Source organism: Sphingobacterium sp. UBA7625 (assembly GCF_002484085.1).
In the GTDB taxonomy this organism is placed as follows: Bacteria; Bacteroidota; Bacteroidia; order Sphingobacteriales; family Sphingobacteriaceae; genus Sphingobacterium; species Sphingobacterium athyrii.
In genome coordinates, this window is record NZ_DLJD01000005.1 from 48,000 (window position 1) to 74,310 (window position 26,311).

11 protein-coding genes are annotated in these 26,311 nt (G+C 45.2%); 8 read left to right on the top strand and 3 right to left on the bottom strand.

The features are described 5' to 3' along the window. The first annotated feature begins 180 nt into the window (after nt 1-180). The 8 genes from B4G94_RS02365 to B4G94_RS02400 all read left to right on the top strand — a co-directional run bounded on the left by B4G94_RS02365 (nt 181) and on the right by B4G94_RS02400 (nt 20,199). Nucleotides 181-1,134, top strand: coding sequence for a cation diffusion facilitator family transporter (locus tag B4G94_RS02365; RefSeq protein WP_286856919.1), 954 nt, complete (start codon nt 181-183; stop codon nt 1,132-1,134). A 391-nt stretch (nt 1,135-1,525) separates the two neighbouring features. Beyond that, nucleotides 1,526-2,386, top strand: a complete 861-nt coding sequence (locus tag B4G94_RS02370; protein WP_286856921.1) for a heavy metal-binding domain-containing protein — start codon at nt 1,526-1,528, stop codon at nt 2,384-2,386. A 122-nt stretch (nt 2,387-2,508) separates the two neighbouring features. Beyond that, the gene (locus B4G94_RS02375; protein WP_286856922.1) at nt 2,509-3,240 is read left to right on the top strand and encodes a LytR/AlgR family response regulator transcription factor; all 732 of its coding nucleotides are present in this window, start codon (nt 2,509-2,511) and stop codon (nt 3,238-3,240) included. Nucleotides 3,241-3,250: 10 nt separating this feature from the next. After that, nucleotides 3,251-6,478, top strand: a complete 3,228-nt coding sequence (locus tag B4G94_RS02380; RefSeq protein WP_286856924.1) for a sensor histidine kinase — start codon at nt 3,251-3,253, stop codon at nt 6,476-6,478. A 178-nt stretch (nt 6,479-6,656) separates the two neighbouring features. Further along, nucleotides 6,657-8,228 carry a hypothetical protein gene (locus tag B4G94_RS02385; protein ID WP_286856925.1) on the top strand — a complete coding sequence of 524 codons (1,572 nt, stop codon included), beginning with the start codon at nt 6,657-6,659 and terminating at the stop codon, nt 8,226-8,228. A gap of 1 nt (nt 8,229) precedes the next feature. Then, on the top strand, nt 8,230-9,942 hold the full coding sequence (locus tag B4G94_RS02390) for a hypothetical protein (protein ID WP_286856927.1): 1,713 nt from the start codon (nt 8,230-8,232) through the stop codon (nt 9,940-9,942). After that, nucleotides 9,939-18,218 carry a carboxypeptidase-like regulatory domain-containing protein gene (locus B4G94_RS02395; protein ID WP_286856928.1) on the top strand — a complete coding sequence of 2,760 codons (8,280 nt, stop codon included), beginning with the start codon at nt 9,939-9,941 and terminating at the stop codon, nt 18,216-18,218. The genes B4G94_RS02390 and B4G94_RS02395 overlap by 4 nt, the downstream gene beginning before the upstream one ends. Before the next feature lie 10 nt (nt 18,219-18,228). Continuing rightward, nucleotides 18,229-20,199: a hypothetical protein gene (locus B4G94_RS02400; RefSeq protein WP_286856930.1), complete on the top strand. Its 1,971-nt coding sequence runs from the start codon at nt 18,229-18,231 to the stop codon at nt 20,197-20,199. Nucleotides 20,200-20,364: 165 nt separating this feature from the next. Here B4G94_RS02400 and B4G94_RS02405 read toward each other — a convergent pair whose 3' ends face one another. Genes B4G94_RS02405 through B4G94_RS02415 form a run of 3 tightly spaced genes read right to left on the bottom strand, consistent with a single transcriptional unit; the run spans nt 20,365 to nt 26,307 of the window. Further along, nucleotides 20,365-21,795: an MFS transporter gene (locus tag B4G94_RS02405; RefSeq protein ID WP_286856932.1), complete on the bottom strand. Its 1,431-nt coding sequence runs from the start codon at nt 21,793-21,795 to the stop codon at nt 20,365-20,367. 33 nt (nt 21,796-21,828) lie between these two features. Further along, a complete protein-coding gene (locus B4G94_RS02410; RefSeq protein ID WP_286856934.1) occupies nt 21,829-23,181 on the bottom strand; it encodes a TolC family protein in 1,353 nt (450 codons plus the stop codon). Between the two features lie 24 nt (nt 23,182-23,205). After that, on the bottom strand, nt 23,206-26,307 hold the full coding sequence (locus B4G94_RS02415; protein ID WP_286856935.1) for an efflux RND transporter permease subunit: 3,102 nt from the start codon (nt 26,305-26,307) through the stop codon (nt 23,206-23,208). Nucleotides 26,308-26,311 lie beyond the last annotated feature (4 nt).

Consider the following 26,311-nt stretch of genomic DNA (forward strand, 5'->3'; position numbering starts at 1 on the left):
GATTTTATACATCGTTTTATCCCTTTTATATTTTTTATACACGGCTCTTTCTCCCAGTTAATCTTCAGCATAGGGATCCCAGCATCGTTTCGTCCTATTGATACCGCTTTATATCCAATAAAATGACTTCTTCTATTTCGTTTCTTTGTGCTATAGATTTGAACACAAGAAATTACAATTATGGAAGATATCAATCAAGAGACCGTACACCGACATGATGCCGGATGTGACGGTCACGGTCACCATCATCACGATGGAATGCATATCCATCCCATAGCGAACAACATGAAAGTAGCGCTCGCTCTCAATGTCAGCTTTACGATCATTGAGTTTTTTGGAGGATTGTTTACAAATTCGGTGGCCATTATTTCAGATGCCGTTCATGACCTGGGAGACAGCTTGGCCATCGCTTCGGCACTTGTGCTGGAAAAGGAATCCGAAAGGGGCAGAACAGCGACTTTTACTTATGGCAAGCGCCGGTTTTCAACTTTAGCGGCGTTGATAACCTCGCTGATCCTTGTCGTAGGATCGGTTGTGATCACAATAAATGCGATACCACGTTTTTTCCATCCGGAAGAAGTGCATGTTCAGGGGGTGCTCTGGCTGGCAATCCTTGGACTTCTGTTTAATGGTGCAGCGGTATTGAGGTTAAAGAAAGGGAATAAGCGCTCACTGAACCAAAAAGCAGTAATGCTTCATCTTATGGAGGATGCTCTGGGTTGGATCGCTGTTTTGATTGGAGGTATCGTTATGTACTTTACGGGCTGGTATTGGATCGATCCATTGTTGTCACTTGGAATTGCTGCATTTATCCTTTTTAACGCTGTAAAAAACATCAGTAATGGCCTCTCTATTTTTCAACAGGCAAAACCTCATGGGATTGATGAAGGTAAACTACTCAATGAGCTCCTTGCGATACCGCATGTATCGGATATCCATGATCTTCATATCTGGACAATGGATGGAGAAAAGCATATTTTGACTTCCCACATTGTTGTACCGGCAAATAGTGATATTACACTCATGCGCCGGGTACGGGAAGAGGTACTGCAAAAATTGAAAAGTTTAAATATTCAGCACCCCACCATTCAGATCGAAACATCGATGGAAACGTGCCGGTTTACAAGCTGTTGATGCAGATAGATTATGGCTTTGCCAAATCCCAGTGATCACAGTTGCTGAAATGCCATTAAACAGTGCACCCGTGGCAAGTAACAGTTTGATCGAAGCGGAAAAAGTAGATCCGTAAATCTTGCAAATCAAACAAGAAATTGCACAATAAAGCGGAGCGCCCTGCGCCTAAATTTGCAATATAGATCTGTATTACTCATGTCGCAATTGCGATCATGACCGTGCCGTAAATGCAAAAGTTGAGCAAACCGTGAAAAAATAACAAGTATGATCTATAACTAATCTTAAATGGAGAAAAATGGTTAAATCGTTTAAAGCACCAGTACTAATATGTTCACTCGTCGCAGGGATATTTTTTACAGCCTGCAACAATATAGAAAAAAAAACTTCAGCTATGAAAAATCATCAACACAGCAACAGTGACAGCGTTTACACCTGTTCTATGCACCCTGAAGTGAGAGGGAAGGAAGGCGGCAAATGCCCTAAATGCGGAATGGATCTAGTACCTATTTCCGATGAAAATTCTGTAAAAATAGACGTTAAGCTCCTGACGGATCCACAAACGATTAAAGCAGGAACAGCAGCAAAGCTGATATTCGCTTTTCAAGAAAACAACAAAAACATACCATTGGATATTTCGCATGAAATGAAGGTGCATCTAATGGTTGTGGATGAAAACCTTTCGTGGTTTCGTCACATCCATCCCAAAGAACAGGCAGATGGCTCATATAGCATCATGGAAACATTCCCTGATAACGGTAAATATCTTCTGTTTTCAGATTTTAAACCACATGGAGCAGCCCCGGTAGTGGACAAAAAGGAGATTATCGTAAGCGGGAGCGGGGGGAATGACAAGATGGATTTTTCAACTAAATTTGTTTCCCTGGTCGACGGCTATACCGTTACACTAGAAAATGGCGATGATTTAAAAACCAACAGGTCGCAACCGCTGGAAATATCGGTTGTAAAAGATGGTAAAAAATTAACGGAAAACGACATAGAACCTTACTTAGCTGCTACTGCCCATATAGCGATGATTAGCAAAGAGGAGAAGGAATTCCTCCATATTCATCCTGTATCAGACAAACGCTTCCCGATTTATGCCGAAACACATATTAAAAAAGCAGGTATTTATAGAATATGGGTTGAGTTCCAAACCAATGGAAAAATACATACTGCTGATTTTACGGTACATACAAAGGCGGGGGAAACAACTAAAAATGGTAATGGTCAACATGATCACCATGCGCATTAAAATGGGGCAGGATAAGTTAACAGCTATGGTTCACTCATTTATAATGCTTATTCGCTCATCGGTACAGTATATATTCTAAAAAAAAGAGTAGATTTAGTTGAGATTAATTTATTACGCCAATTATGATTCGAGCGATAATAATTGATGACGAAGTGAAGGGAAGTACTTTGCTTCATCATAAACTAAAGGATTTTGCCGAAGACCTGACCGTTGAACACATTTTCAATGATCCGTTAATTGCGTTGCGTGAGATTACGGCACTCCAACCGGATGTGGTTTTTTTGGATGTGGAGATGCCGGTAATGAATGGCTTTCAATTATTGGAAAATATTGGTCAGTTTGAGTTTGAAGTTATTTTTGTAACAGCCTATCAGGTATATACCCTGGAGGCTCTCCGGGCCAACGCATTGGATTTTTTGTTAAAGCCCGTTGATCCTGAAGAATTGAGCTGCGCCGTTCATAAACTTAAAATTAAGATACTTACTAAAAGAAAGCTCGCGGCCACAACAACCCGGTCCGGTACGAATCACATGAAAATTTCGCTGCCCACGATAGAGGGTATCTATTTTGTTAAAAAAAGTGATATCATCAAGGTCGAAGCCATGAGCAACTACTCTGTATTCTATCAGGTCAATGGAACCAAAATAATTGTTTCTAAAACCCTGAAAGAATACGAACCGCTATTGGAAATGGACAGCTTTATTCGGGTCAATCGGAGTGTTATTGTCAATCTGGATTATGTGTTGCGCTATAAAAAAGGAGACGGGGGAACTTTGGAACTCGAAGACGGCTCTGAAATCGAAGTCTCTTCTTCAAAAAGAAGCCTGGTCATCGAACGGCTTACCGGACATTAAACCTGATGGTATGAAATGGACATCTCTTATAGCTTGCTTGTCTATTGCTCTGATGGTGTTCTCAATTTCATACGCCCAACAGAGGACTTATAACCTATACAATTTTTCCTCGGCATCAGGCTTGCCGAGCAATGATATTCGGGGATTGGCCGTAGATGCACAAGGTATCGTCTGGATATCAACCAACAAGGGATTGGCATACTACGATGGTACGCAAATACAGCATATTCCATTCAATCAGGCGGCCTTGGGATTTACCAATGATCTCGGAAAGATCGCTGTAGATGCCATAGGACGGGTGTGGATGGCGACTGACAATCAGGGCTTATTGTGCTATGATAAACGCAGACCGCTGTCCAAGTCCATTACTTATTTCCCCGTCCGCCTGGACCGGTCGATACTTAAAAATGAACTGTATGAGGTCTTTGCAAGTAAATCGGGATTGATCTATTTCGGTGGACAGGAAACGGATCTGCAGGTGCTGGACCCTAATACGGGCGAGATAAACCAAATTAGATTTCCACTGAGCAAAAAAAATGAAGTCCTGAGTATTTATACGATTACCGAGGATAACCATGGTATATTGTGGATAGGAACACGCTATGAAGGCTTCTTTAGCTATGACCCCCGCACTAAAATCGCGAAAAATTTTAACTTGAAGCAAGCGGATGAAAATGCAGTATCCAGTTTTGTTTTTCGAAAAGGCGAAGTCTATTGCATGTATTATGACAATGATCTAGTCAAATATAATCCTGCAAAAAATGCATTGCAGACCAAACTGCTCGGCGAACAAAAAAGCAAAAAATTTTATGACAATACTTACCCGTGCATGATATTCGATCCGGTTAGGGATGAAATCATCGCTGGCCATGTATCCAGGGGAATCACGGTATATCAACCTGCAACGGGACATCAGCAGCAAATAAAATGGAGTGAATTATGTCCTAAATGTGAACTTCCGATCAAAGTAAATGTGATGCTGAAAACAGCAAACGGGTATTGGCTGGGTACCTCAAACGGGCTTTTTTGGTATGAAGAATCGATGAATAAGGTTAACCGGCTGATTCCGGCCGATAGCGATCCCATTATCCATGTTTTTAAAGTGGGCGATGATCTCTGGTATAGGACCCAGAATAATTTTGGCCGATTGAGTGCCGATTTAAGGCAGAAAATATCCACTTTTTCTTTAAATGGTGTTAGTATGAGCCAAGTCAATGTGATTGATCAGGTCATTTATTTCTCTAGCTATTATAATGGATTATTTTATTTTGACACTACGCAAAAACAGGCTATCCGCTCCCTGGCAATTGCTGGCGATAAATATGGTTTTGACGTGGCCGACTGCAATACGGTATTGAAAGACTCAATCGATGGTAAGCCTTTTTTGTGGATTGGCACCTGGAACAATGGTTTATATCAGTATAATATATCCGGTAAAACCATTATCCGTTACGACAAAAGTAAGGGGCTGCCCAGTAACAAAATTATTAATCTTGGCAAAGATGGAAACAAGACCATCTGGATGGGATTAGATGGAAATGGCTTGTTGCAACTATTGGACAGGAAAAATTTTCGCTGGCGGCAGTTTACGCAACAAAAAGAGAATGGCGGCTTGCGGTCCAATAAGATTGTTGCTTTTTCGCAGCACAACACGGATACCCTCTGGTTCAGTATGGGCGGCAGTGGATTAAGTGCTATTACCCAAAATCACAGGAAAATATTTATTCAGTATTATCGGGACAACAATGATTTTCCGCATAATTCCATCAATGATATAAAAAGGGATCAGCAAGGGCGCCTGTGGCTACGCAGCAACGATGGATTTATGGTATTTGACCCCCGGACAAAGGCTTTTATCCAGTTGCATAGTGGAAGGGGGATAATCCCGCCATTGCCAACAAAGACCTATGACTTATCGCTGATCAACAACAATTTAATAATATGTACCTCGATCGGTCTGCTGTGGACGGATGTAACCGGGTTGGATTTTTCCGCCAAACTTTCAGAAAAACCAATATTTAGTAAATTTTACATCGCCAACAGGAACCGCAGTGACCTGTTATTTGGTCCTGCGACGATAAGGCTGCAACCCGAAGAAAATAATTTTGTCATTGATTTTTCGCATCCCGCCGCCGCCTTGCGGGACTATATCTTTGCCTATCGTATGAAAGGGGTAGATCCGGACTGGGTAGTGACGAAAGAAGATCCACAGGCCGTATACAACAATTTACCGGGCGGAGATTACGTATTCGAAGCTAGACTCGGTAATAAATATGGACAATGGTCTCCGCAGATTGCAACCTTAGGTATCCATCTCCAATCAAAATGGTTTCAAACCCCTTGGTTTAAAGCCTTGGCCCTGTTAGTGGTCATCGGTACCGTGACCGGTCTATTTCTATATCGACTGCGCCAGCAGAAAAAAATCAACGCACTCCAATTGGCCTATACGGATCGGTTACAGGATGAATTATCTGCGAATGAAAGGAAGATCAAAGAACAGACTAAGATTCTGGAAAGGGAAAAAGAGGAGAAACTGGAAGCTGATTTTAGAAAAAAGTTGATGGAAAGCGAGCTGAAGGCCATCCGTTCACAAATGAATCCTCATTTTATCTTTAATGTATTTAACTCCATCGAAGCCTATGTCATTGAAAATGATTCGAAAAGCGCCAGCAGCCTTATCCATAAATTTGCCACCCTGAGCCGCATCGTATTGGAGAATTCGCGTTACGCCCTCGTAGGAATTTCCTCCGAGCTTCATCTGATCAAATTGTACCTCGAATTGGAGCAGGACCGCTTTGCATACAGCTTTTCCTTTGAGATAGCTGTTGATCCGCAGCTGGATATCCATAACATGAAGATACCCTCTATGCTGATACAGCCACTGGTGGAGAATGCTGTCCACCACGGTATCCGCCATCTCGTCGATCGCCCGGGTATGATCTGTATCAAACTGCGACAGACTGTGGCATCTCTTGTGATTGACGTATTGGACAATGGTGTTGGTTTTGAACATAAAGAGACGTCAAGACTGCAAAACTTCAGAACTACTTCCTTTGGCCTAAAAGGGGTGCAGGACCGGCTCAATCTACTCAATGATAAATCGCCCTATCCCGTAGCTTCGTTGACCGTCCGTTCTTTGCCTGCTGCTGAGGAATTTAGTACAAAGATCAGCATTACTTTACCTATTATTGGCTTCGACCGGGATGATAGCGATCTACAAGATCGTGGACAGATCTGATTTTTAATGTGCAACCCGGCTGTCACTTACTCAAAAATGCCCCTGCTTCACTCATTTTAAACCCCTCCTCACTCATTCTCCAAAAATGACGTGGATTAAATTATTCTATTTGTTTGGAAATACAATTGGCCGAGGCCACTGAGTTTATCACCAATTAGTAACTATAATTTAATCATATATGAAAACGTTATCAGGTAATCGATTTTTTCTATTTAATTTGATATTGGTCTTTTTGCTTTCCTGTACCAAAGAAGGAGATGTGGGACCACAAGGACTGGAAGGTCTCAGTGGGACCAAGATTTATACCGGCAATACAATTCCCGCAACAACGCTGGGCATCGCCGGTGATTTCTATTTTCAATTGACAAATAGTGATTTTTATGGCCCCAAGACCACAACAGGATGGGGTGATCCAGTCAATCTGCGCGGTGCCACAGGAGCTGTTGGCGCTACAGGTGCACCGGGGACTCCCGGAGTTCCCGGAATACCTGGTTCTAAAATACTGAACGGCACTACCGCACCCACCGCTAACTTGGGACAGATCGGTGATTACTATCTCAACCGGAGCAACACGGATCTCTATGGCCCCAAAACAGGATCAGGCTGGGGAATTGCACTCAATCTAAAGGGCGCCAATGGTACTAAAATCTACAATGGCACCGCCGTACCCGCTGCGGGTATGGGGATCAATGGTGACTATTATTTCCAGACCACGACGGGGCAGCTTTATGGCCCCAAGACGGATGCTGGCTGGGGTACTCCCATTAGTTTGATCGGTGCCAAAGGCGCAGATGGCACAGATGGTACCAATGGTACGAACGGGGCTACGATCCTCGCCGGTACAACGGTGCCAGTAGCTGCCATCGGCAAGTTGGGGGATTTTTACTTTCGGAGCAATACAGGTGATTTCTATGGACCTAAAACTGCAGCCGGCTGGGGAAATGCCACCAGCCTCAAGGGAACCAATGGACTGAATGGTGCTCCGGGATCGCAGATCTTGAGCGGCATCAACGTGCCTGATATAGCGCTGGGCCGAATCGGTGATTTTTATTTCCGTACCAATACCAGCGATTTTTACGGACCAAAAACGGCCACAACCTGGGGTACACCCGTTAATTTAAAAGGTGCAACAGGCACCGCGGGAACCAATGGTACCAATGGTGCGGCAGGATCCAAAATCCATAATGGCTATGGTACTCCGCAGGATACACTCGGCAGGGCAGGCGACTACTACATCAGTATCGCTACCGGAAATTTGTATGGCCCCAAAACCAAAACAGGATGGGGGGATCCCATTATGAACTTAAGAGGTCCTGCCGGACCACAAACGGATGTTATCTACAGTGAATGGCGGACGCTATACGGCAGTTACCAGTCGCCTAGCTCGGGAAATATCTCCGGAGATTTTTTTGTACGCGAATTTTACGATAACCCCAAATTACTCGATGAAGCCGCGGTACTAGTTTACGTACGGGAGGATGCGGGGACGAAGGGCTCTTTTATCAGCCAGCTCAATTGCAAAGGACGCCTGTACGACTGGGTGGACTATAGCTTCCACCTAGATCAAACGAACGCACTGATCCGCATATTAATCTCAAATACGGGATTCGATATCGGGCGGAAAGAGGTGGAGGAAAATTTACTGTTCCGCTTTGTGATCATTCCCGGAAATAAGAATGCCCAGGGACTGGCCAAGGCATTGCCGAGAGATTACAATCAACTTAAAGTCATGTATAAGATCGCTGATTAGCATGAAAACCATCATCCATATCGTAATCGTTGTCTGCTGCCTGGGGATGTTAAGACCTATACAGGGACAAGAGCTTAGTAATATTACCAAGCAAAAACCGTTTCGGTTTGACGGAAATCTGGAGCTCCGGGGCATGTTTTACCATGCCTCCGGAATAGCCGACCGCATGGAACCTGTTAATTATCTGATCAGCGGAAGTCCAACGATTTCATTGTATGGATGGAGTATTCCATTTAGCTTCACATTGAGCAAAAAGCAGAGTTCCTTCCAGCAACCTTTTAATCAATTTGGCCTCAGTCCGACCTATAAGTGGATCACCTTGCATGCCGGATATCGAAATATCACTTTTTCGCCTTATACACTGGCGGGGCATACCATCTTGGGGGGCGGGGTGGAGCTTAATCCCGGTAAATTACGCTTTGGGCTCATGTATGGGCGTTTGAATCGGGCAACGGTCATTGATACGGCCTCGATGTCGCTGGTGCCTTACTCTTTTACCCGCAAGGGACTGGCGGTAAAATTGGGATACGGCACCAACGCCAATTTCTTTGACCTGAATCTGCTCCACGCCAAAGATGACAGTAGCTCAATCGCGGGGATTGTCAATAATACAAATCGAAAAGTAACTCCGGCGGCCAATTCTGTGCTCGGCTATGGTACCCGGTTTACGATTTTCAAACAGCTCTATATCGAAAGTGACGGGGCCGTAAGCTTGCTGACACGCGACATCAATTCGACCTTGTCGCTGGATTCCATAACGGACAAGACGCTCCGAAAGTTAGGTAAGATGTTGGATATTAATGGTACTTCCGAATGGTTTTTGGCTTTTAACGCCGGCGTTGGCTATCAGGCCAAAAACTATGGCGTTAAGGTAAACTATCGTCGTGTGGAACCCGGATTTACATCAATGGGCGCTTACTATTTTACTAATGATGTTGAAAATCTGACCATTATGCCCAACTACAGTCATCCTTCGGGCAGATTTCGTTTTAACGGAAGCCTAGGAATAGAACAGGACAATGTCCGGTTGCAGAAAGAAGCAACCTCCAAACGTGTCATCGGTACAGCAATGCTAACGGCCGAATTGACAAAACAGCTCGGAATTGATCTCAACTTCAGCAATTTTTCCAATAATCAGAAACCAAATACACTGCGCTTTGCGGATTCCCTCAAAATTGTACAAACTACCAGAACATTCGGTTTCATGCCGCGATTTACCCTATCTAGTCCGACAAGGGTACAAATGATCCTGCTTTCAGTCAATTTCAATAGCATGAATGACTATAACAGTTATTTTGACGCAAACAATGCTCCGAGCAGGGACATCAACTCCAGTCAATACCTGCTAAATTATACCTTGTCACTTCCACAGGAAAAACTCAGCTTTAACTCGAGCCTGAGCTATACCATGCTAAAATCCAGTGGCAATCGGAATAGCTATAAGGGGATTTCGGGCGGCGCTACCTATTTGATCGCCAACAATAAACTCAGTACGGGTACCAACCTGAGTTACATGCGGGGTAATAGCAATGGCAATAAAAGCGGCATCTTCAATGGCTCTCTAAACCTATCCTATACCATTAGCAAACTGCAAAGTATCCGGGCAATGGTCTACTTTACCAATAACAATCCGGGGTCTGTTGTGACGGGTGTAAATCCGTCATTTTCGGAAACCCGTGGAGAAATTGCTTACCAATTGAATTTTGGATTATGAAACCGATCGCATCTATCAGACGAAATGTATGTATCCTACTTGGGCTTTTGCTCCTATGCTTTGCTTCAAAGGCGCAGATACAGATCACATCGCACGTGTTGCCTCCTTATTTGAACCGCATAGCTGATTATTCTTCGCACCCCGAACTGATGGTCGTGACGGTGACCAATACTTCCACGGTCGAGTTGTCGATACAGCTTACGGCCAAGGTAACCGGGGATAACGGGATTTCGGCCTGGGTCAAACCCGGCTACCGTAGTCCACGCCCGATCATCATTGGGGCGGGTCAGACAGTCAATCTGAACGGCAATGACATTGCGGCTCTTTTTGACATCAATAAAATTGACTATACGGGCATCAGCCGGGCGGATATGAACCGTGGTGTTGGCCTCTTGGAGGGTAACTATATGTTATGTATCCGTGCTTTACAATACAATAGCCTGGAACCGATCAGTCCGGAACAACCGCTGGGCTGTACCAGTTTTCGGATCTCAGACCTGGAGCCCCCGCGCATTATCAGTCCTTTTAATGAACAGAAGGTGGACGTCCGAGGCGTACAGGCTTTGCCGATCACCTGGACGACACCGCCCGGATCTTCGCCCTTTATCCAGTACAAACTACGCATTGTCGAGCTGATCGTCCCACGTAATCCCAATGATGCTTTTTTGTCCAGCAGACCCTTATTTGAGGAGACACTGGGATCCAATATGCTATTATATGGACCCGCGCATCCTGCCCTCATACCCGGCAGGCAATATGTCATGGGAGTACAGGCAACGGATCCAACAGGAAAATCTACTTTTCGGAATCGTGGCTGGTCAGAGGTGAGCTCCTTTATCTATGCCGGAAATATGATTGCGGCCCCATTGATCGTGAGCCCCGAAAATCAAAGTACATTTAAGGGCGTAGAACAATTTAAAGTGGTCTGGAACCCGATCTTGAACGCTGCTCCAACAACAGAGTATACAGTCAATTTTTATAAAATCAGCACAAGCAAGTCCAGCAAGAATTTAAGTAGCACATTACCGATGTATACGACCAAGATCATCGGAAAAAACGAGCTCCTATATGATTTTGTAAAGATGCCCGAACTTAAAAAAGGGGCGCGCTATCAGGTACAGGTGATTGCCAATGACCCCATGCAGCAGCAAATTTTCGAAAATCAGGGTAAGAGTATCCCGGTAGATTTTCTGTTTGATGCCAAAATACACCGCGATACCACCAAGATCAAAGGACGACTGGTTTACCAATTTAAGGATGATGCAAAAGGAAACGTATTTCCCATTGCCAATCAAAAAGTCTATCTCTCAAAAGTGTATGCCAAGGTGGCCCAAGATAGCAACGGCGTGGCACAAAAAACAGAATTGACAGGCAATATCGCCAGTTTTTTCAATAAAGAAGATGTTTTTGGGGGACAATATGTCACCACAGATAAGGATGGAAATTTTGAAATCACCTGTTTCTTTTCATCTCAGGACAGCAGCGGTATGATCCCCGACGACAAATGGGATAACAATATCGGCGGCCAGGGCGCTTCGGCGATGCCTGCCAGTCTGCGATATCATATCGAAAATATGAAAGGTAATGTTGGGCTTTACTATAAAATTGCTGTGCTCAATCCGCATTTCAAAGCAAGCAGCGAATTATTTTCCTTTAAATCGGGCACTGAGCAAAGCGTTAGCCAGATTACCTTGGATGCCAATGCTTATAGCCTGAAAATCAACGTTCGTGAGATCTTTAATAACCTTAAGGGGGATTATGTTGAAAATGCCAAGATCAAAATCTATAGGCAAAAGACGAACAAAGAAAATCCGCAATACGGAATCCCACGATACGAGGGTGATCTGCTTAGTGAGCGTTTGTATGAGCAAGCAATACAGGGCGATAAAATTTTGATCGCCGAGCGCACAACACCACAAATAAGGGATAAGAAAAACGGTAACGAGGCGTACGTAACGATCAATTCCTTATTTAAAAATCTGCCCTCGGACAGTTATAATTATAAGATCGTATTACTCAATGGCAGCACCGTATTGCGAGAAGTGTCGTATGGCACTATCGCTGCCGGGCTCACTGTCAACGGAAATAAAAACAGCAGCAACTTAAAGCTGAATGATCCAGAGCTGGTCAGCTACACGAATGGAAATGCGTTTGAGCATGCTTTAAAATCGCAGGAGGGGTCTGCTAAGTTGAAAATGCTGACCGACAATGGTCTCAAAGTGTCCAACAAACAAGTCAATGTTATCCCAGCTAAAACCGGCAATACGAAAAAGGGCGAACAGCTCGCAGGTACAGATAAAAATGAACCAGGACTAAATCTGGGAAATAGTCTGGCCAAAGGGGGATCGCTCTATGGCAATGGTGTCACCAAAAATGTGCTCACCAAGGACAAATGGACAGATTACCGGTACAACGACCAAACAGAAGAGGCTTTTCTGACCTTGGAAAAGGAATTGGCAGTGGCACCGCGTACCAAATTGACGGGAAACTTAAAGTATGCCTATAAAAATAAAGCGGGACTACCCAAACAGCCTTACGCAAATATGCCGCTAAAACTGGTGGTTACCTATGATTTTGTGGAATCGAAATCTACCGCCGGAACTATTCCTGATATGCAACACGGTGCCAGATTAGCTTCGCAAAACGGCGGTCCTCGGGCAGAAACTGTTGACGTACCTCTTGGAACCGGAGCCATGTCGGCTATGCGCAATGCATCGGCAGTACCATTGCTGCCAGATCAAACGGCTAAGGCTGGCTACGTCGGAGCTATTTCCCCTATAGGAAACTACTACAACAGCATCAGCACGCAGCTGGCAAGCTTTGGATATACCAATTTTGCAAAAACAGAAGTTGTAGAACAAGGGATATCCATCAATAGTGACAATGGCAGTGTACAGGACAACTACAAAGTATTGCAAACTGTAATGACCGATCAGGATGGAAATTTTGAATTTGATTTTCCGAATGCGGACGCCGCCGGTCAATATGTTGATGGAAGCGTAACAAGGGGGGAAGGCGATCTGGCCGCTACCCGTGATGGAAAATTCAGGCGGGTCTTTCGTCTGGTGCCCGATGTAGCTTTCTATTGTGCACCTGATGAGGCCATTGTGGTACAACCTTGGGAGAGTAAAGATATCGGTGCCTATACCTCTTTTGTAAAGACCCAAAACATTCGGGTACTGGTAGGGCGTGTGGACCGGGCCGAACAACCACAGACAGCAATTTCATTTGCCAATGTACCCGTGAACCTGTATTATGATCTGAGCAATAAGGACCACCGTTATATGCCCAGTATCCCGGGACTGGATAAAAATATAAAAAAGAATATCAATACCTCCACGCCCAATTCGGGATACAATAATTCGGCGACACCGATTGCCGCAGCTGGGTCAGGTATGTCCATCAAAGGAATTGCTGCCAGCAACTTAAGCTATACCGCCAATATAGGAGCCAACTATTCCGGTGTATCGCTCAGCAATGGAGCTGTGGTTCAGTCGAATAATCCGGCCTTGGATAATCAATATCAGAATATATTGATGCGGGAGGGAGATCTCAGCAACGACGGTGGTTATATTGAGTTTAAGGATGTGCTTCGCCCGACAACATTGAATATGGCCGGTACGCTGAACTACATTTTGGAAGCTGACGACCGGGGCCGGGAGAACGACGTGGCCTTCTATAAGGATTACTTACTGAGCAAAACCCATGTATGGACCAATCGCAGGGTAGCGGCGGATGGGCCACAGGGTATCGAAGGCTTTATCCCTGAATCGGATATCCTGTTTAACAAAGATCTGAATCCCGACAATGTTGTCGAATATAAATTTAGGGTCGTTCCCAAATCTACCTTGATCAGAGGCCGGGTCACTGATGATTTTACCACCCTGGGTATAAAAGGGGTACAAGTCAAAGCTAGCGTGATCTTAAACGGGAAATCATACAACAATCAACGTTATAATTTCCTTTTTGAAGAAGTTGCAACCACGGATGATAATGGTTATTATTCATTCCCCACAATAGAAAAACGGATCGAATCTTTTAACCCTGAGACGATTAATTCAGGAACGGTCTCTACACAGACCAGCAATGTGGTCAGAATACTCTATGCGCCCGGTTACGAGAAGCAGGAGGTGGATATCGGGGCGCTCGAACCCGGCCTGTCCGGACGGCAGATCGTGCGCAACTTTGCCATTAAACCGCTTGGAAGAGGAGCTTATGGCTATGTGATGGATGCAGAGAACGATGCGCCGGTAACTGCGCGGGTCAAGCTGAAAATGAATGGAAGATGGGTGGATACCGAAGGTGCGCTAAGTAGGAAGGGGGGTACGGGAGCCTTGAATCATTCATTAAATCAATTTGCACTCAATAATTTTCAAACTTTGGTCGATCGGACAGTAAGTGATAAAAAGGAAATTTTGTTTGGCACCAGTGGCAGCAAGATACAATCCACCAAGAATGCCAAAGGCGAAATCAATACGACAGTTTTTATAGCAAGCAAAGCAGATCTGAATACGGGAATAGTGGCTGCTGCCACCCAATCCAAGACAAAATTTGGAAATAATGTCAATTTCGTTTACGCAGCAAATGCGAAAACAACAAACACAGCGCTCACTTCGGGCATCAGTAAAGAAATTCAATCCGTCGGATTGGTTAACTCACAGTTGAATATGCCTTACCAGCGTTTTGAAATTGATCTTCCGACAAGGCCTGATTCCATTATGATCTTGCCTTATGATCCAGCGTATATGCCTAAAACTGCGGCCGTATTTGCTCAGGAACCCAATGCAGATCTTGGAGACTTCAAACTGACCCGCAGAAAACATCGGATCAATATTGTCGTCAAGACGAAAGACGGCTCGCGTGTGACCAATGCGAAGGTCTATATTGAAGGAGCCGGCGATGATTTCAAGCGGACAAACACACAGGGTGAGGCACGGTTTGAATTTGTCAATAATTCGAAGACCAATTTCAATGTTTTTGTCACCAATGATATTGCAAAATATAGGGCTAAATCTAAGGAAAATTCAACAAGTCCGATCGTCGGTGCACAGGCTGGTATCGCCTTTATGCCCACTAGCCTCAACAATGTAAATAGCGAAGACGATCAGGTACTTCGCACGGTTGTGGTCGAAGTGGACCGTGCTAATCTCTTAGCTGGAAAGGTTACGCTAGCAGCAGACGGAACAGCCCTTCAGGGGGCACGCGTCTACCTGGAGCAGGGAGCCGGCGCAAATTCAGAAAGTGAAACGGAGACGGATGCCAATGGTGATTATTCCATTTTGGTTCCTCAACCAAGAGCGGCAAGTCCACTGTTACCTGGCAACGCACTGAAAATCAAAGTGACGGCCAGTTACCATGCACAAAACCGGACTTTTGTGGGCGAAAGCAAATCTATTGCCGTGCAAAGAGATGTCACGGAGCAGACCCTCGATTTCAAGATCAATGAGCTCAATGATATCGACCTCAGCCAGCTGTATGGTTTTAATGTTCGAATCAATAAACTGGAGCAACGACAAGAGGGGGAATATCTAGTTTCGGGCGATCTTGTCGATCTGCCGGAAAACTCTGATTTCAAAGACGATAAGTTTGGGGGGCAGGAGCTGCAGCTGAGGTTTAAAAATATTGTCATTAAGAAATCAGGTCTGGTCAATAACCGTCAGGTCGCTAAAGGGGTACCAGCAGATGAAAAGATTGACCTGCTGGAAAAGAATATCCGGATAGCCGCATTTAAGTCATATAAAGCACAATTGCTCGGAGCCGAACAATTTATCCGCATACGGCGTGGCGAAAACGATACGACAGGTTCGATCGAAGGGAAAGTTCGGATTGTCGACAACTCGTTCAACTTTCCAAGTAGTTATATGACGATCAGCAACCAGGATTTTTATTTGGGCAGATATGCCGACGGCAGTCCCGCAAAGATGAATATAGAAGTTTTCAGATCGAACGCAAGCACCAAAGGACGAAAGTATACGATCAGTAAAGATCAGGGTAAGGCGATACAGTTTAAATATTTGGGTTTTGATGGTGAAAGTGGCATTGACGGAGCTAGGGAGTCCTATATGAAAGATGATAGTATTCATCTCTTCCTTACCTTAAAAACCACGATACAGGGTAATATACCTCTGCGTATAATTGCAGGGAAAGCCATTATTACCAAAGATATGCTGTTGCCTGTCCGTAGCAATGAACCCTTGGAATTTCAACTGGAAAAATGGAAGGTGCAGAGCAGATCTTGGGTCTTGGCACCTAACTCGGGCGGCATCGTGCTGAATGAAGGTAAAATATTTACCAATAAAGCAGACCTGAATATGCGGAAAATGTCGATAATACCGGGGGAACTTATTTTTGACAAGACCGACAATGTATCACAGCAGCTGACTGTAGGTGGCAAAGCCAATATACCACTTCACCTCAATCAAGGTACAGAGTTGGTATTTTCCTACGATGCCGATGTGGGCAATATCCCGGGGAAAGGTCATTTTAAATTTACCTTAAGAAATGACAACGGTGAAGCTGCTTTTCTGGAGAAACTTCCGGGAATGACACATCAGGGTGACCGCATTCAAATCGGGTACATCTCCGTATTGAGTAATGATGAGGAAGTCTTTGGTTTTAGTCAATCTGCAAAGCCCATTACATTGCAAAGTCAATTGTCTTTTACTCCGGGATCTTTCTTTAGCAAACCTGATGGTTTAACAATGAACGGAACTGTTAACCTTCATCTACCCAAGCTGTTGGATAATATCAATGGAAGCATCAGTTATACCGCAAGTGAATCCGGTGTACCTAAATTATCTATTGCTCCTTTGAGTTTCTCCTTTACAGGAGACGGAGGGACGCGTTTCAAAACCATCGCGGCAGCGGGAGGGCAGCTTTATGGCGGCCGTGGACTGGGGATTGCAGGAATGATACAGATGCCGGGTACGGATATTGGTATCAAGGCGAATCTGGTTAGCATGGTTACATCTTCGGTACAAGGGGAAGGAGCACCAGCGGGAGTGACAGGTGAGGCTAAAGCCTTTGCAGAAGCAGTTGTCTCACAAGCCGCAGACGAGGCCAAGAAGCAGGCGGAAATTGTTATTGGCGAATACCGCAAACAAGGAGAGGAGTATGCTGCCCAGCTATTGGACGAAGTGATGAAGGATGAAAATGTACGGCAAACCCGGGAATTTATTGAAAATAATCTTAAAACTGCCAATGACACCTATAATGAGGTGATGAAATTGGGTCAAGATGGAAAACAGTATTACGATCAGATCGCTGCTAAGATGCGGTTGGCGGGTACCGGAATGAATGCCATCAACTCCATGATCGATGGCAATCCAATCGGTGGATTTTTGCAGCTCAACGGTGTTCTGCGCGGAGCGCTCGGTATTGATATTGTCGATGTTGCCAAGCAAAAAACCAAACAGGTCGCCATGCAAGCGGTAAAAGCCATACAAGAGGAATTGCCGGTCGATAACCTGGCCGATGGAATGGCAAAGAATGGCGGTGGTTTCTCGGGAGCAAAATTTGACTATGATTTCAAGACCGGACGTATGTTTGGTGCACTGAGCATGCCAAGGTTGGTGGCCGGAGCCGTGATCCTAAGTAAGGTGGAGCTTGAAATGCTTTTTGAAAAAGAAGGCTGGTACTTTTTCGCAGGAGCAGATGTCCTGGCACCGGTACCATTGATTTTCCCATTGGCTGTCGGTATCGGCATCGGCGATCATAATACGGTCACTCCACAGATGGAAGCGAAGTTTACAAGTCAGTCTTATGTGAAGAAACTGCCGAAAATATTTAAGGAGAATGGCTTTCACGGATTCTTGTTTACGGGAAGAAAGGACATTATCCCCGAAACGCATTTTGCGGTCAATTTTGTTGTAGCAGATTTTGAAGTGGGATTCGGCGCTGGTTTTGATGCCCGTATCTATGGCAGTTTTAACAAGGCAAGTCAGGAGATCGGTGTCGGTGCGATGTTATTTGCTCATGCTTATGCACGAATGGCTGTCCTGGGCGGTGTCTGTGGCGTGAGCGGTTCGGTAGATGCTGAGGTAGGCGTGAAAGCCAAGTTTGCCAATACCGGTGGCAACCCAAGTTTTCAGGTGATGGGCTGCTTTTCGGCCAATATCGGGGCAAGGGTATGGTGTGCCTTCGTGGATGAAAGCATTGACATTGGCGTGATGGGCAAACTGACCCTATGTGCGGGATCGAGCTGCAATAAAGGTGTTGAATTTGAATTTACAAGAAATAGTGGATCTTGTAGCAAAGATCCTGACTTTGATTATTAATAAACGGATTATGAAACATACCGCATGGATTCTTTGGTTATTGCTTGTATGCAGCTCGTCGTATGCACAGCAGGCAAAAGTGGCTATGACAGGCACACCAAAGGGGATTTATATTGATGTCAATGATTTGGAAATGGCAAAGCAGGGCTATCTCGTCCTGCGAAAAGGGGTCGGGGACAAGGAATTTTTGCCCATCCAACACATTAGTGCCCTGCAATCGTTGGAAACTGTTCGGCAGCGGATAAAAGATCTCCTGTTTATTTTTCCGGAATCGGGTAACCTTTCGGATAGTTTATCACAGGGCCTGTGGCAGGCTTGGGAAGATCCCCTGAAACAGCAACAGTACCTGACCTTACAGATTCCGCAGATCCGGATAGGATTTGGATTGGGACTTATGGATACCACAGCCGTACTGGGCCAAAATTATAGTTACAAAATAATCGCTACGGATGGGAGTGAATACAATGCAACGATGACCTATAGTTTACCTAAAGTCGACTTTGCAGCAATAAAAAGCATTGAGGTAGACCCCGGCGAGGCCTATCCGATACTCCGCTTTCAGTCGGCAATCACGCAGGCTGCCCCTCTGTTTGAAATTTATAGACGGGTGCGTGGCTCGGGCTCAGATTTCAGGCCCGTATACAGTACACGGGGGTTGAGTGGGAATAGCCAGAATGATTCGGTCATTTACTACCTCCAGGATACCACAGCATTGCAATCTGTCCGTTATGAATACTATCTTATTGGAAAGGATCTTTTTGGCAATCAGGGCACGAGTTCGGACACCGTTACGCTTCAAGTTGGTGGATTTCGAAATATCAACCGTGGATTTAATGTCCGCACAGCAGCAATAGATGGCGGCATAAAGATCTATTGGGAACCATTGGAGCAACGATATGCCTTACAAAATATCTTGTTGTATCGCAGCGATAATTACGATACAAATTATCGGTTATTAGCTACCGTTCCTGTAACTGATACCCTCTATGTCGACCAATCCGTTAGTGCCGGGAAGAATTATTATTATCAGTTGCTGATGCAGGGGGAGTCTGCCATCTCCTTTCCCACGGCACGGGTTTCGGGGATCGCGACAGGAATTGTCAATATCCTGCCGCCAACACAGGTACATGCGTATATGAAGGGTAATTTCCCAACCCTGGAATGGCAACATGTTGATAGCCTCAATGTGGCGGGATTCTATATCTACCGAAGCTTTGATGCAAATGGAGAACTGCGTCAAGTAAGCAATTTTATCCCTTATCAAACGAAAGAACAGTTCTATCACTATCAAGACAGCTCGGCAACCATCGGCGATGTCATCAGCTACTATGCCATCGCTGCGGTATCACATACCCAGTCATTGAGTCCATTATCTGAGGTCGTTAAACTATCTATTCCCAAGGGACAGCAGGTGGAGATCGCCTCCCCCAAGCAATTGCGCTATCTTTGGATGGACAAAGAAAAGGTGTCTATTACCTGGTATGATATGGACAAAATCGTGAATGGGGTCAATTATTATAACGTGTATAGAAAATCAAAAGACGAACCTGCATTTCCGACAAGTGTATTTGCCAAGGTAGAAACCAATGAATTTGTGGACACATTGCGTCAGGCAGGTGTCTATGACTATGCCGTACAAGTGGTCATCGATTCGACCAAGGCCAGTGCCTTGAGTAGCCCTATTCAGGTAGAAAGAATACTCGAGAAGCCTTTAGCACCCCTGAAAGTTCGGCTATACGCTGTTGATGATACCAGGTTGCTCATTCAATGGGATCATAGTGCGACAGCAATGAAAGCTTATAATATCTACCGAAGTTCAGGTAAAGCTGATCCAAAATTATTGAAAACGATCTTGGGCGATCAATTTGAATATGTGGATACAGAGCTAATAAAAGGAAATAGTTACTACTACTTTGTCACTTCAATAGATACGAACAGTATAGAAAGCGATCGAAGTCAAGAGGTGTTCTATAGCGAATAGCCAATGGCGGTTCAACGCTCGGGAGTGAAAGTAAAAGGTACTTGACGCTGATTTTCTTCGTTCCACACCTTTAAACAAAAAACTCCGCTACCGAAAGATTTTATTTTATCATTCGGTAGCGGAGATCTGCCAGAGTCCGGAGGCATAGGCCGTACCAGAATTTCTTTACGATTGTTTAGCGGTTCTGATATAACCAACGACTATTAAAACGGCTACGATACATAAGAGTCCGGCTGAGAAAAATGCTGTTTGAAAGCGTGCATTTAATGCGTCGGCATCGGATATGGCAGCCATTTTCAAGGCATTGGTTTTCGCCGTGGAAACAGCAACGATAATGGCCAACCCCAAAGCCGATCCAACCTGATAACTTGTATTTACCAGCCCTGAGGCTAGTCCCGTCTCATCCGGCCCGGCACCTGAGATGGAGGCTATCGTCCCGGGGATATAGGTCAGGGACATCCCCAAAGCCGCCAATAGAGAGGCTGGCAGTACATCTCGAAGGAAAGAACCATCTGTCGGAATCGTGCTAAATAGAAATAGTGATCCCGCAAGGATAACCAGTCCCGCTATAATATTGGTTTTGAATCCGAACCTAGTGACCAGTTTTCCAGTAAAACCTACCATCAGGATCATAATGGCTATGGTCATCGGCAACAGGGCGAGACCGCTGTGGAAGGCTGAATAATGCAGGATCTGCTGTAAGTAAAGGTTAAGGAAAAACCATAAAGGTATCCATGCCGCAGCCAATAGCGACATCATCAGGTTACCCGCGGATAGATTAGGGACCTTAAAAATAGCCATGGGTACAAGTGGATCCCTTTTCTTCTTCTGCAGCATAATGAACACCATAAATAATAGGATCGATATGCCCAGCAGGCTTATTGTCTGTAAGGAATCCCATCCGGCATGCTCCGCAGATACAATGGTGTACACCATCAGCACAAGTGCGGTGGTGGCCAGCAATGCGCCGGCAAGGTCGATCCTTCCTTTTTTCGTATCGCCCTTGAACAACAATCGCTTGCTGAACAGCAGGACAATAAGTCCAGCAGGAATGTTGATCAGAAATATCCAATGCCAGGAAAGCCATTCGGTAATCACACCACCTAGAAAAACTCCGGCCGACCCACCGGCTGCTGCTGCCGCGCCCCAAAACCCGAAAGCGCGATTGATCTCTTTTGAGTCGGTAAATTTGGACATGACGAGGGTAAGGGCGGCAGGCGCAATCAGGGCCGAACCCAGTCCCTGTAGCCCACGGCCAATATTTAGCGCCAGTTCAGACCAGGCGATACCGGCCAAGAATGATGCCGCAGTGAGAATACCAAATCCCCACATAAAGATCCTACGCGCCCCAAAGAGGTCAGACAGACGCCCTCCGAGCAGCAGGAAGCCGCCAAATAGGATAACATAAGCGTTGAAGATCCATTGCAGGCCAGATTGTGAATAGCCTAGATCGGCCTGAATTGCCGGCAGGGCAACTCCGATAATGGAGGTGTCCATAATGACGATAAACTGTGCGGTACAAAGTAGGAAAAGTGCTGCCCAGCGTTTTGGATAGGGCACTGTCTTACCCTTCGGTTCTATTGATTTCGTATTCATTTGTACGTCTTCTTTTAATGATTTATGTAAAATTTAATGGTCTGTTTTTGAATGCAGATCCAGCAGTCCCAGGGCATGTTGCATCTCGGTATGGAGCATTCTCAGATTGTAAGTGGCCCGTAGCCGATTTATCCGTGCCTGTGTCAGCGCTAGGTCGGCATCCGTCAGCTCAAGGCGTGAACCTAAGCCATTTTTGAAACGGTCTTCATTCATCTGATAGTTAAGTTCTGCTGAACTGACGGTTTTTTTCTGTATTTCCAATTGCGCAATGGCTTCTTCCCATTTGCTGATGATTGTGGCCAGCTGGGTTTTGATTTCATCTCTAAAATCGTCTAAGCGTATCTGTTCCTGTTTTAATTTAATATTTGCCTGATTGATTTGCGATCGCGTCCTGTTGCCGTTGAAAATCGGTATGGAAAGCTGCAATCCCAAGAATGACGTCCTGGGCCAGGCATAGTCTCCCAGCCGGATATTATCTGCCTGTGCCTGTACCTGATATTGACCTACCAGGGCCAGTCTGGGCATTAGCCCTGCCTCATTGGCTTCCTTTTTTTTCTGTTGAAGATCAATGAGCAGTTGTTTGATAGCGAGATCCTTCCGGTTTTGTGCGGCAGTTTTCAATAGCTCGTCCAACAGATAGGGTTCGTGCTGACCGCTAAATTCCAGTTTATCGCTCAATACAATACCTTGGGATTCATCCATTCCAATTAATCTTTTTAATTCGATAAGTGAAACATTGATACTGTTTTTTAGATACGAAACAGATGACTTGATGTTTTCTACCTCGATAAAGCTGCGCAAAGTATCGGATTTCAGTGCCCTACCTTGTACAAATAGGGAGCGGGCATCATTCAGGGATCTGATATTTCGGAGCAGATTTTGTTCAAATAAAGCAAGCTGTTCATTCATAATCAAAATGTTAAGATAATCTACCGAAACCCGAAGCGCAACCTTGCTTTTAAGGTCGGCTGTTTTTTGACGTTCGATCTGCTCATTGATCAATGCTGTTTTCTTTTGTCTATTGAGATCGGCCGCAAAAATAGGTTGATATAAGGTCAGCATGCCGTTAAATGCATTTTTCCCACCAACAGCTACATCTTGCACGGGTTTACTGGTGCCGGCAAAATAACCCGGTAGAAATATTGTTTGTCGGTCAAAGTAGTAGGAATAGGATACATTTGCTGAAATGGTAGGCAGCAGTGCCCCTTTACTCTCCGCTGTAAGTGCTTTCGCGTGTATTTCCTCCAATAGCTGTGCCTGTACTGTTCTATTTCCTTTCTCTGCGATTTCCAGTGCGGCGGACAGGGATAGCGCTTTATGCTGTGCATGCAGCTTGCCCCCGTACAGCAGCAGCGTGATAATACATGTATATACTGTTTTTCTCATGGTAATGAACTTTGGAATTGATAATTAGTGCGTTGCGTTTTCATGTAGGCTTTCGGTATCTGCTTCAACAATGACTTCCCTGCGCTTATTGCTTGACAGGTAGGAGTAGACGGCCGGAATAATGAATAATGTGAGTATACCGGAGAACACAAGTCCGCCGGCAATGACAATACCCAGAGACTGACGGCTGTTTGCCGTCAGCGCAATAGGCAAGGCACCGAATATCATGGCCAGTGAGGTCATCAATATCGGACGAAAACGTTGTTCAGCCGCAGTAATCGCAGCATCATACTTTGAAAGACCGGTATCTTTGAGGTGATTGGCAAATTCAACGATTAGAATACCATTTTTGGTGATGAGTCCAACGAGTGTAATGATGCCGATCTGGCTAAACACATTTAAGCTCTGACCAAACCAATGTAGGCTGAGGATCGCTCCCGTTACTGCCATCGGTACGGTAAGCATAATGGTGAGCGGATCTCTTAGGCTTTCAAACTGGGCGGCCAATATCATATAGATGAGCAGGAGCGCCAGTATCAGTGTGAAGGTGATATTGCCCTGACTTTCACTGAAATCGCGTGACTGCCCAGCTAAGGAGGACTTGAAATTTTCACCCAACACATCGGCTTTTATTTTTTCGATCTCCTGTATAGCCTCAGCAAGGCTTACACCCGGCATGGGTGCGGCAGATATGGTAGCGGAAGTGTATTGATCGTATCGGTAAATAGCCGCCGGGCTTACGGCTTCTTTCGTGGTAATCAGGTTACTCAAAGGGATCATCTGGCCGTTTGTTGAATGCACATAAATACCATTTAAGTCATTGATATCATTTCTGTAAGGACGTGACAGCTGTCCGATCACTTCATATTGTCGATCGTCGCGCAGGAAATACCCATAACGTTGCCCGGAAAGGGAAAGCTGTAGGGTACGGGCGACTTCTTCGATGGATACGCCCATCAGCGCGGCCTTCTCCCGATCTATCGTTATTTTTACCTCCGGTTTGTTTATTTTAAGATCCGAATCGGCAAACATCAGTTTTTTGCTCTGACGTACCGCACCCAAAAATTTAGGCAGCACAGCGGTCAGGCTGTCCAGATTTTGCGCCTGCAATACAAATTGGACGGGCATACCACCGCCATACCGTGTGCCGATGGTTGGCGGGAGGTAGGGAAATAGGAGGAAGCCCCGGAAATTGCCTGATGCGGCGCCATATTGGTTATACAGATCCTGTATTGACGCTTTCCTTTCTTTGGGGTCTTTTAGATAAATACTTTGCACAGCGACATTCACCGGGGCGGGAGCAGGGATAAAGGAAATGGCCACCATGGAGTAGGTTTGATACAAGCCATCGGTGGAGTCATTCACATATTTACCGACCTCGATCATATTCTTTTTCATGTACTCGAAAGAAACTCCCTCCGGAGCGACTGCAATCAGGTTCATATTGGAACGGTCTTCTACAGGAGCAAGTTCAGATGGCAATTTTTTACCAACGAAATAGATCAGTCCTGTAGTAACGGCCAGAAACACCCAGGCGAGCCAACGTACCCGCATAAAAAGAACCAGCAATTGCGTATAACCGTTATTTAAACGGATGAAAAAAGGTTCGGTCACGCGATAGAACCAGCCCGGACCGGCTTTCTTTTTGAGGAAATATGCACTCAGCATCGGCGTCAATGTCAAAGCCACAAAAGCAGAAACCAAGACGGATCCGGAAACGACGATTGCAAACTCGAGAAAGAGCTGACCGCTGATACCTCCCATAAATACAATAGGTAAGAACACCGCCGCCAGGGTAATTGTGGTTGAAATCACGGCAAAATAGATTTCTTTGGAACCTTTAAAGGCAGCCTGAATCGGGGACATCCCTTCCTCAATTTTCTTGTAAATATTCTCCAGTACGACAATAGCATCATCGACCACAAGTCCTATTGCAAGCACGAGTCCCAAAAGTGTAAGTATGTTGATGGAGAAACCAGCAATATACATAATGAAAAATGCAGATAGGATAGATACCGGTATGGCCAATACCGGAATAATGGTTGAACGCCAATCGCGAAGGAAAAGAAAAATAATAAGCACCACCAATCCAAATGCTATAAATAGGGTTTCTTCTACCTCTTTGATGGATTCGCGAACAGAGCGTGTGAAATCAAATCCTACAATAAGACGATAATCGGAAGGTATATCTTTTTTGAGCTGGGCCAGACGCTTGTAAAATTCGTCCACCACCTCTATGGCATTGGCATCACGTTGAATCTGGATCGCAACACCGATACCGACACGGTTCAGATTGCCCGTTTCATTGATAATGGCGGTACGTTCATTCATTTCACCGAGCTCTGCCACACCGATATCCTTCAGCTTGATAACGCTATTGCCGGTTTTTTTGATCAGCATCTCATTAAAATCTGTTGCACTGTTGAGGCGTCCGAGCGTCCGGACGCTCAATTCACTATGATCGCCTTCGATGCGCCCCGAGGGCAGATCAATATTTTCTCTGAGCAAGGCACGTCTCACATCTTCGGGGGTAAGCTGATAGGAAGCTAATTTAACTGGGTCGAACCGGAGCCGCATGGCATATTTATGCTCACCGACGATAGCGACGTTATTGATTCCCGGAATCGACTGCATCCTGTCTTTGATCACTGTGGATGCAATGTGACTGACCTCCTTGATGTCTTTTGTATCACTTTCTACTTCAAGAAAGGCAACCAGGTTGTCTGCGGAAGAGGCTTTCTGGACAATGGGTGGATCTACATCTGCCGGCAGCTGCTTCCGGGATTTGGCCACTTTATCCCTGACGTCATTCAACGCATCCTCAATGTCTGTCTGGCGGTTAAATTCGACCGAAATAACGCTCACTTGCTCACGCGATTCCGAAGAGATCGTCCGGATCCCGCCGGCTTCGGCAATAGACTCCTCCATGGGACGCGTAAGTTTAGATGCAATGACATCCGGACTCGCGCCTGGATAGAACGTAATCACGGAGATGACAGGAGGTTCGGTCAGCGGGAACTCCCGCACGCCCAACTGTTTCCATCCGACAATTCCCAATATGACCAACAAAAGAGAAAATACTCCCGCCAGTACGGGTTTTTTTATACTTAGTGACGATATACTCATGGCA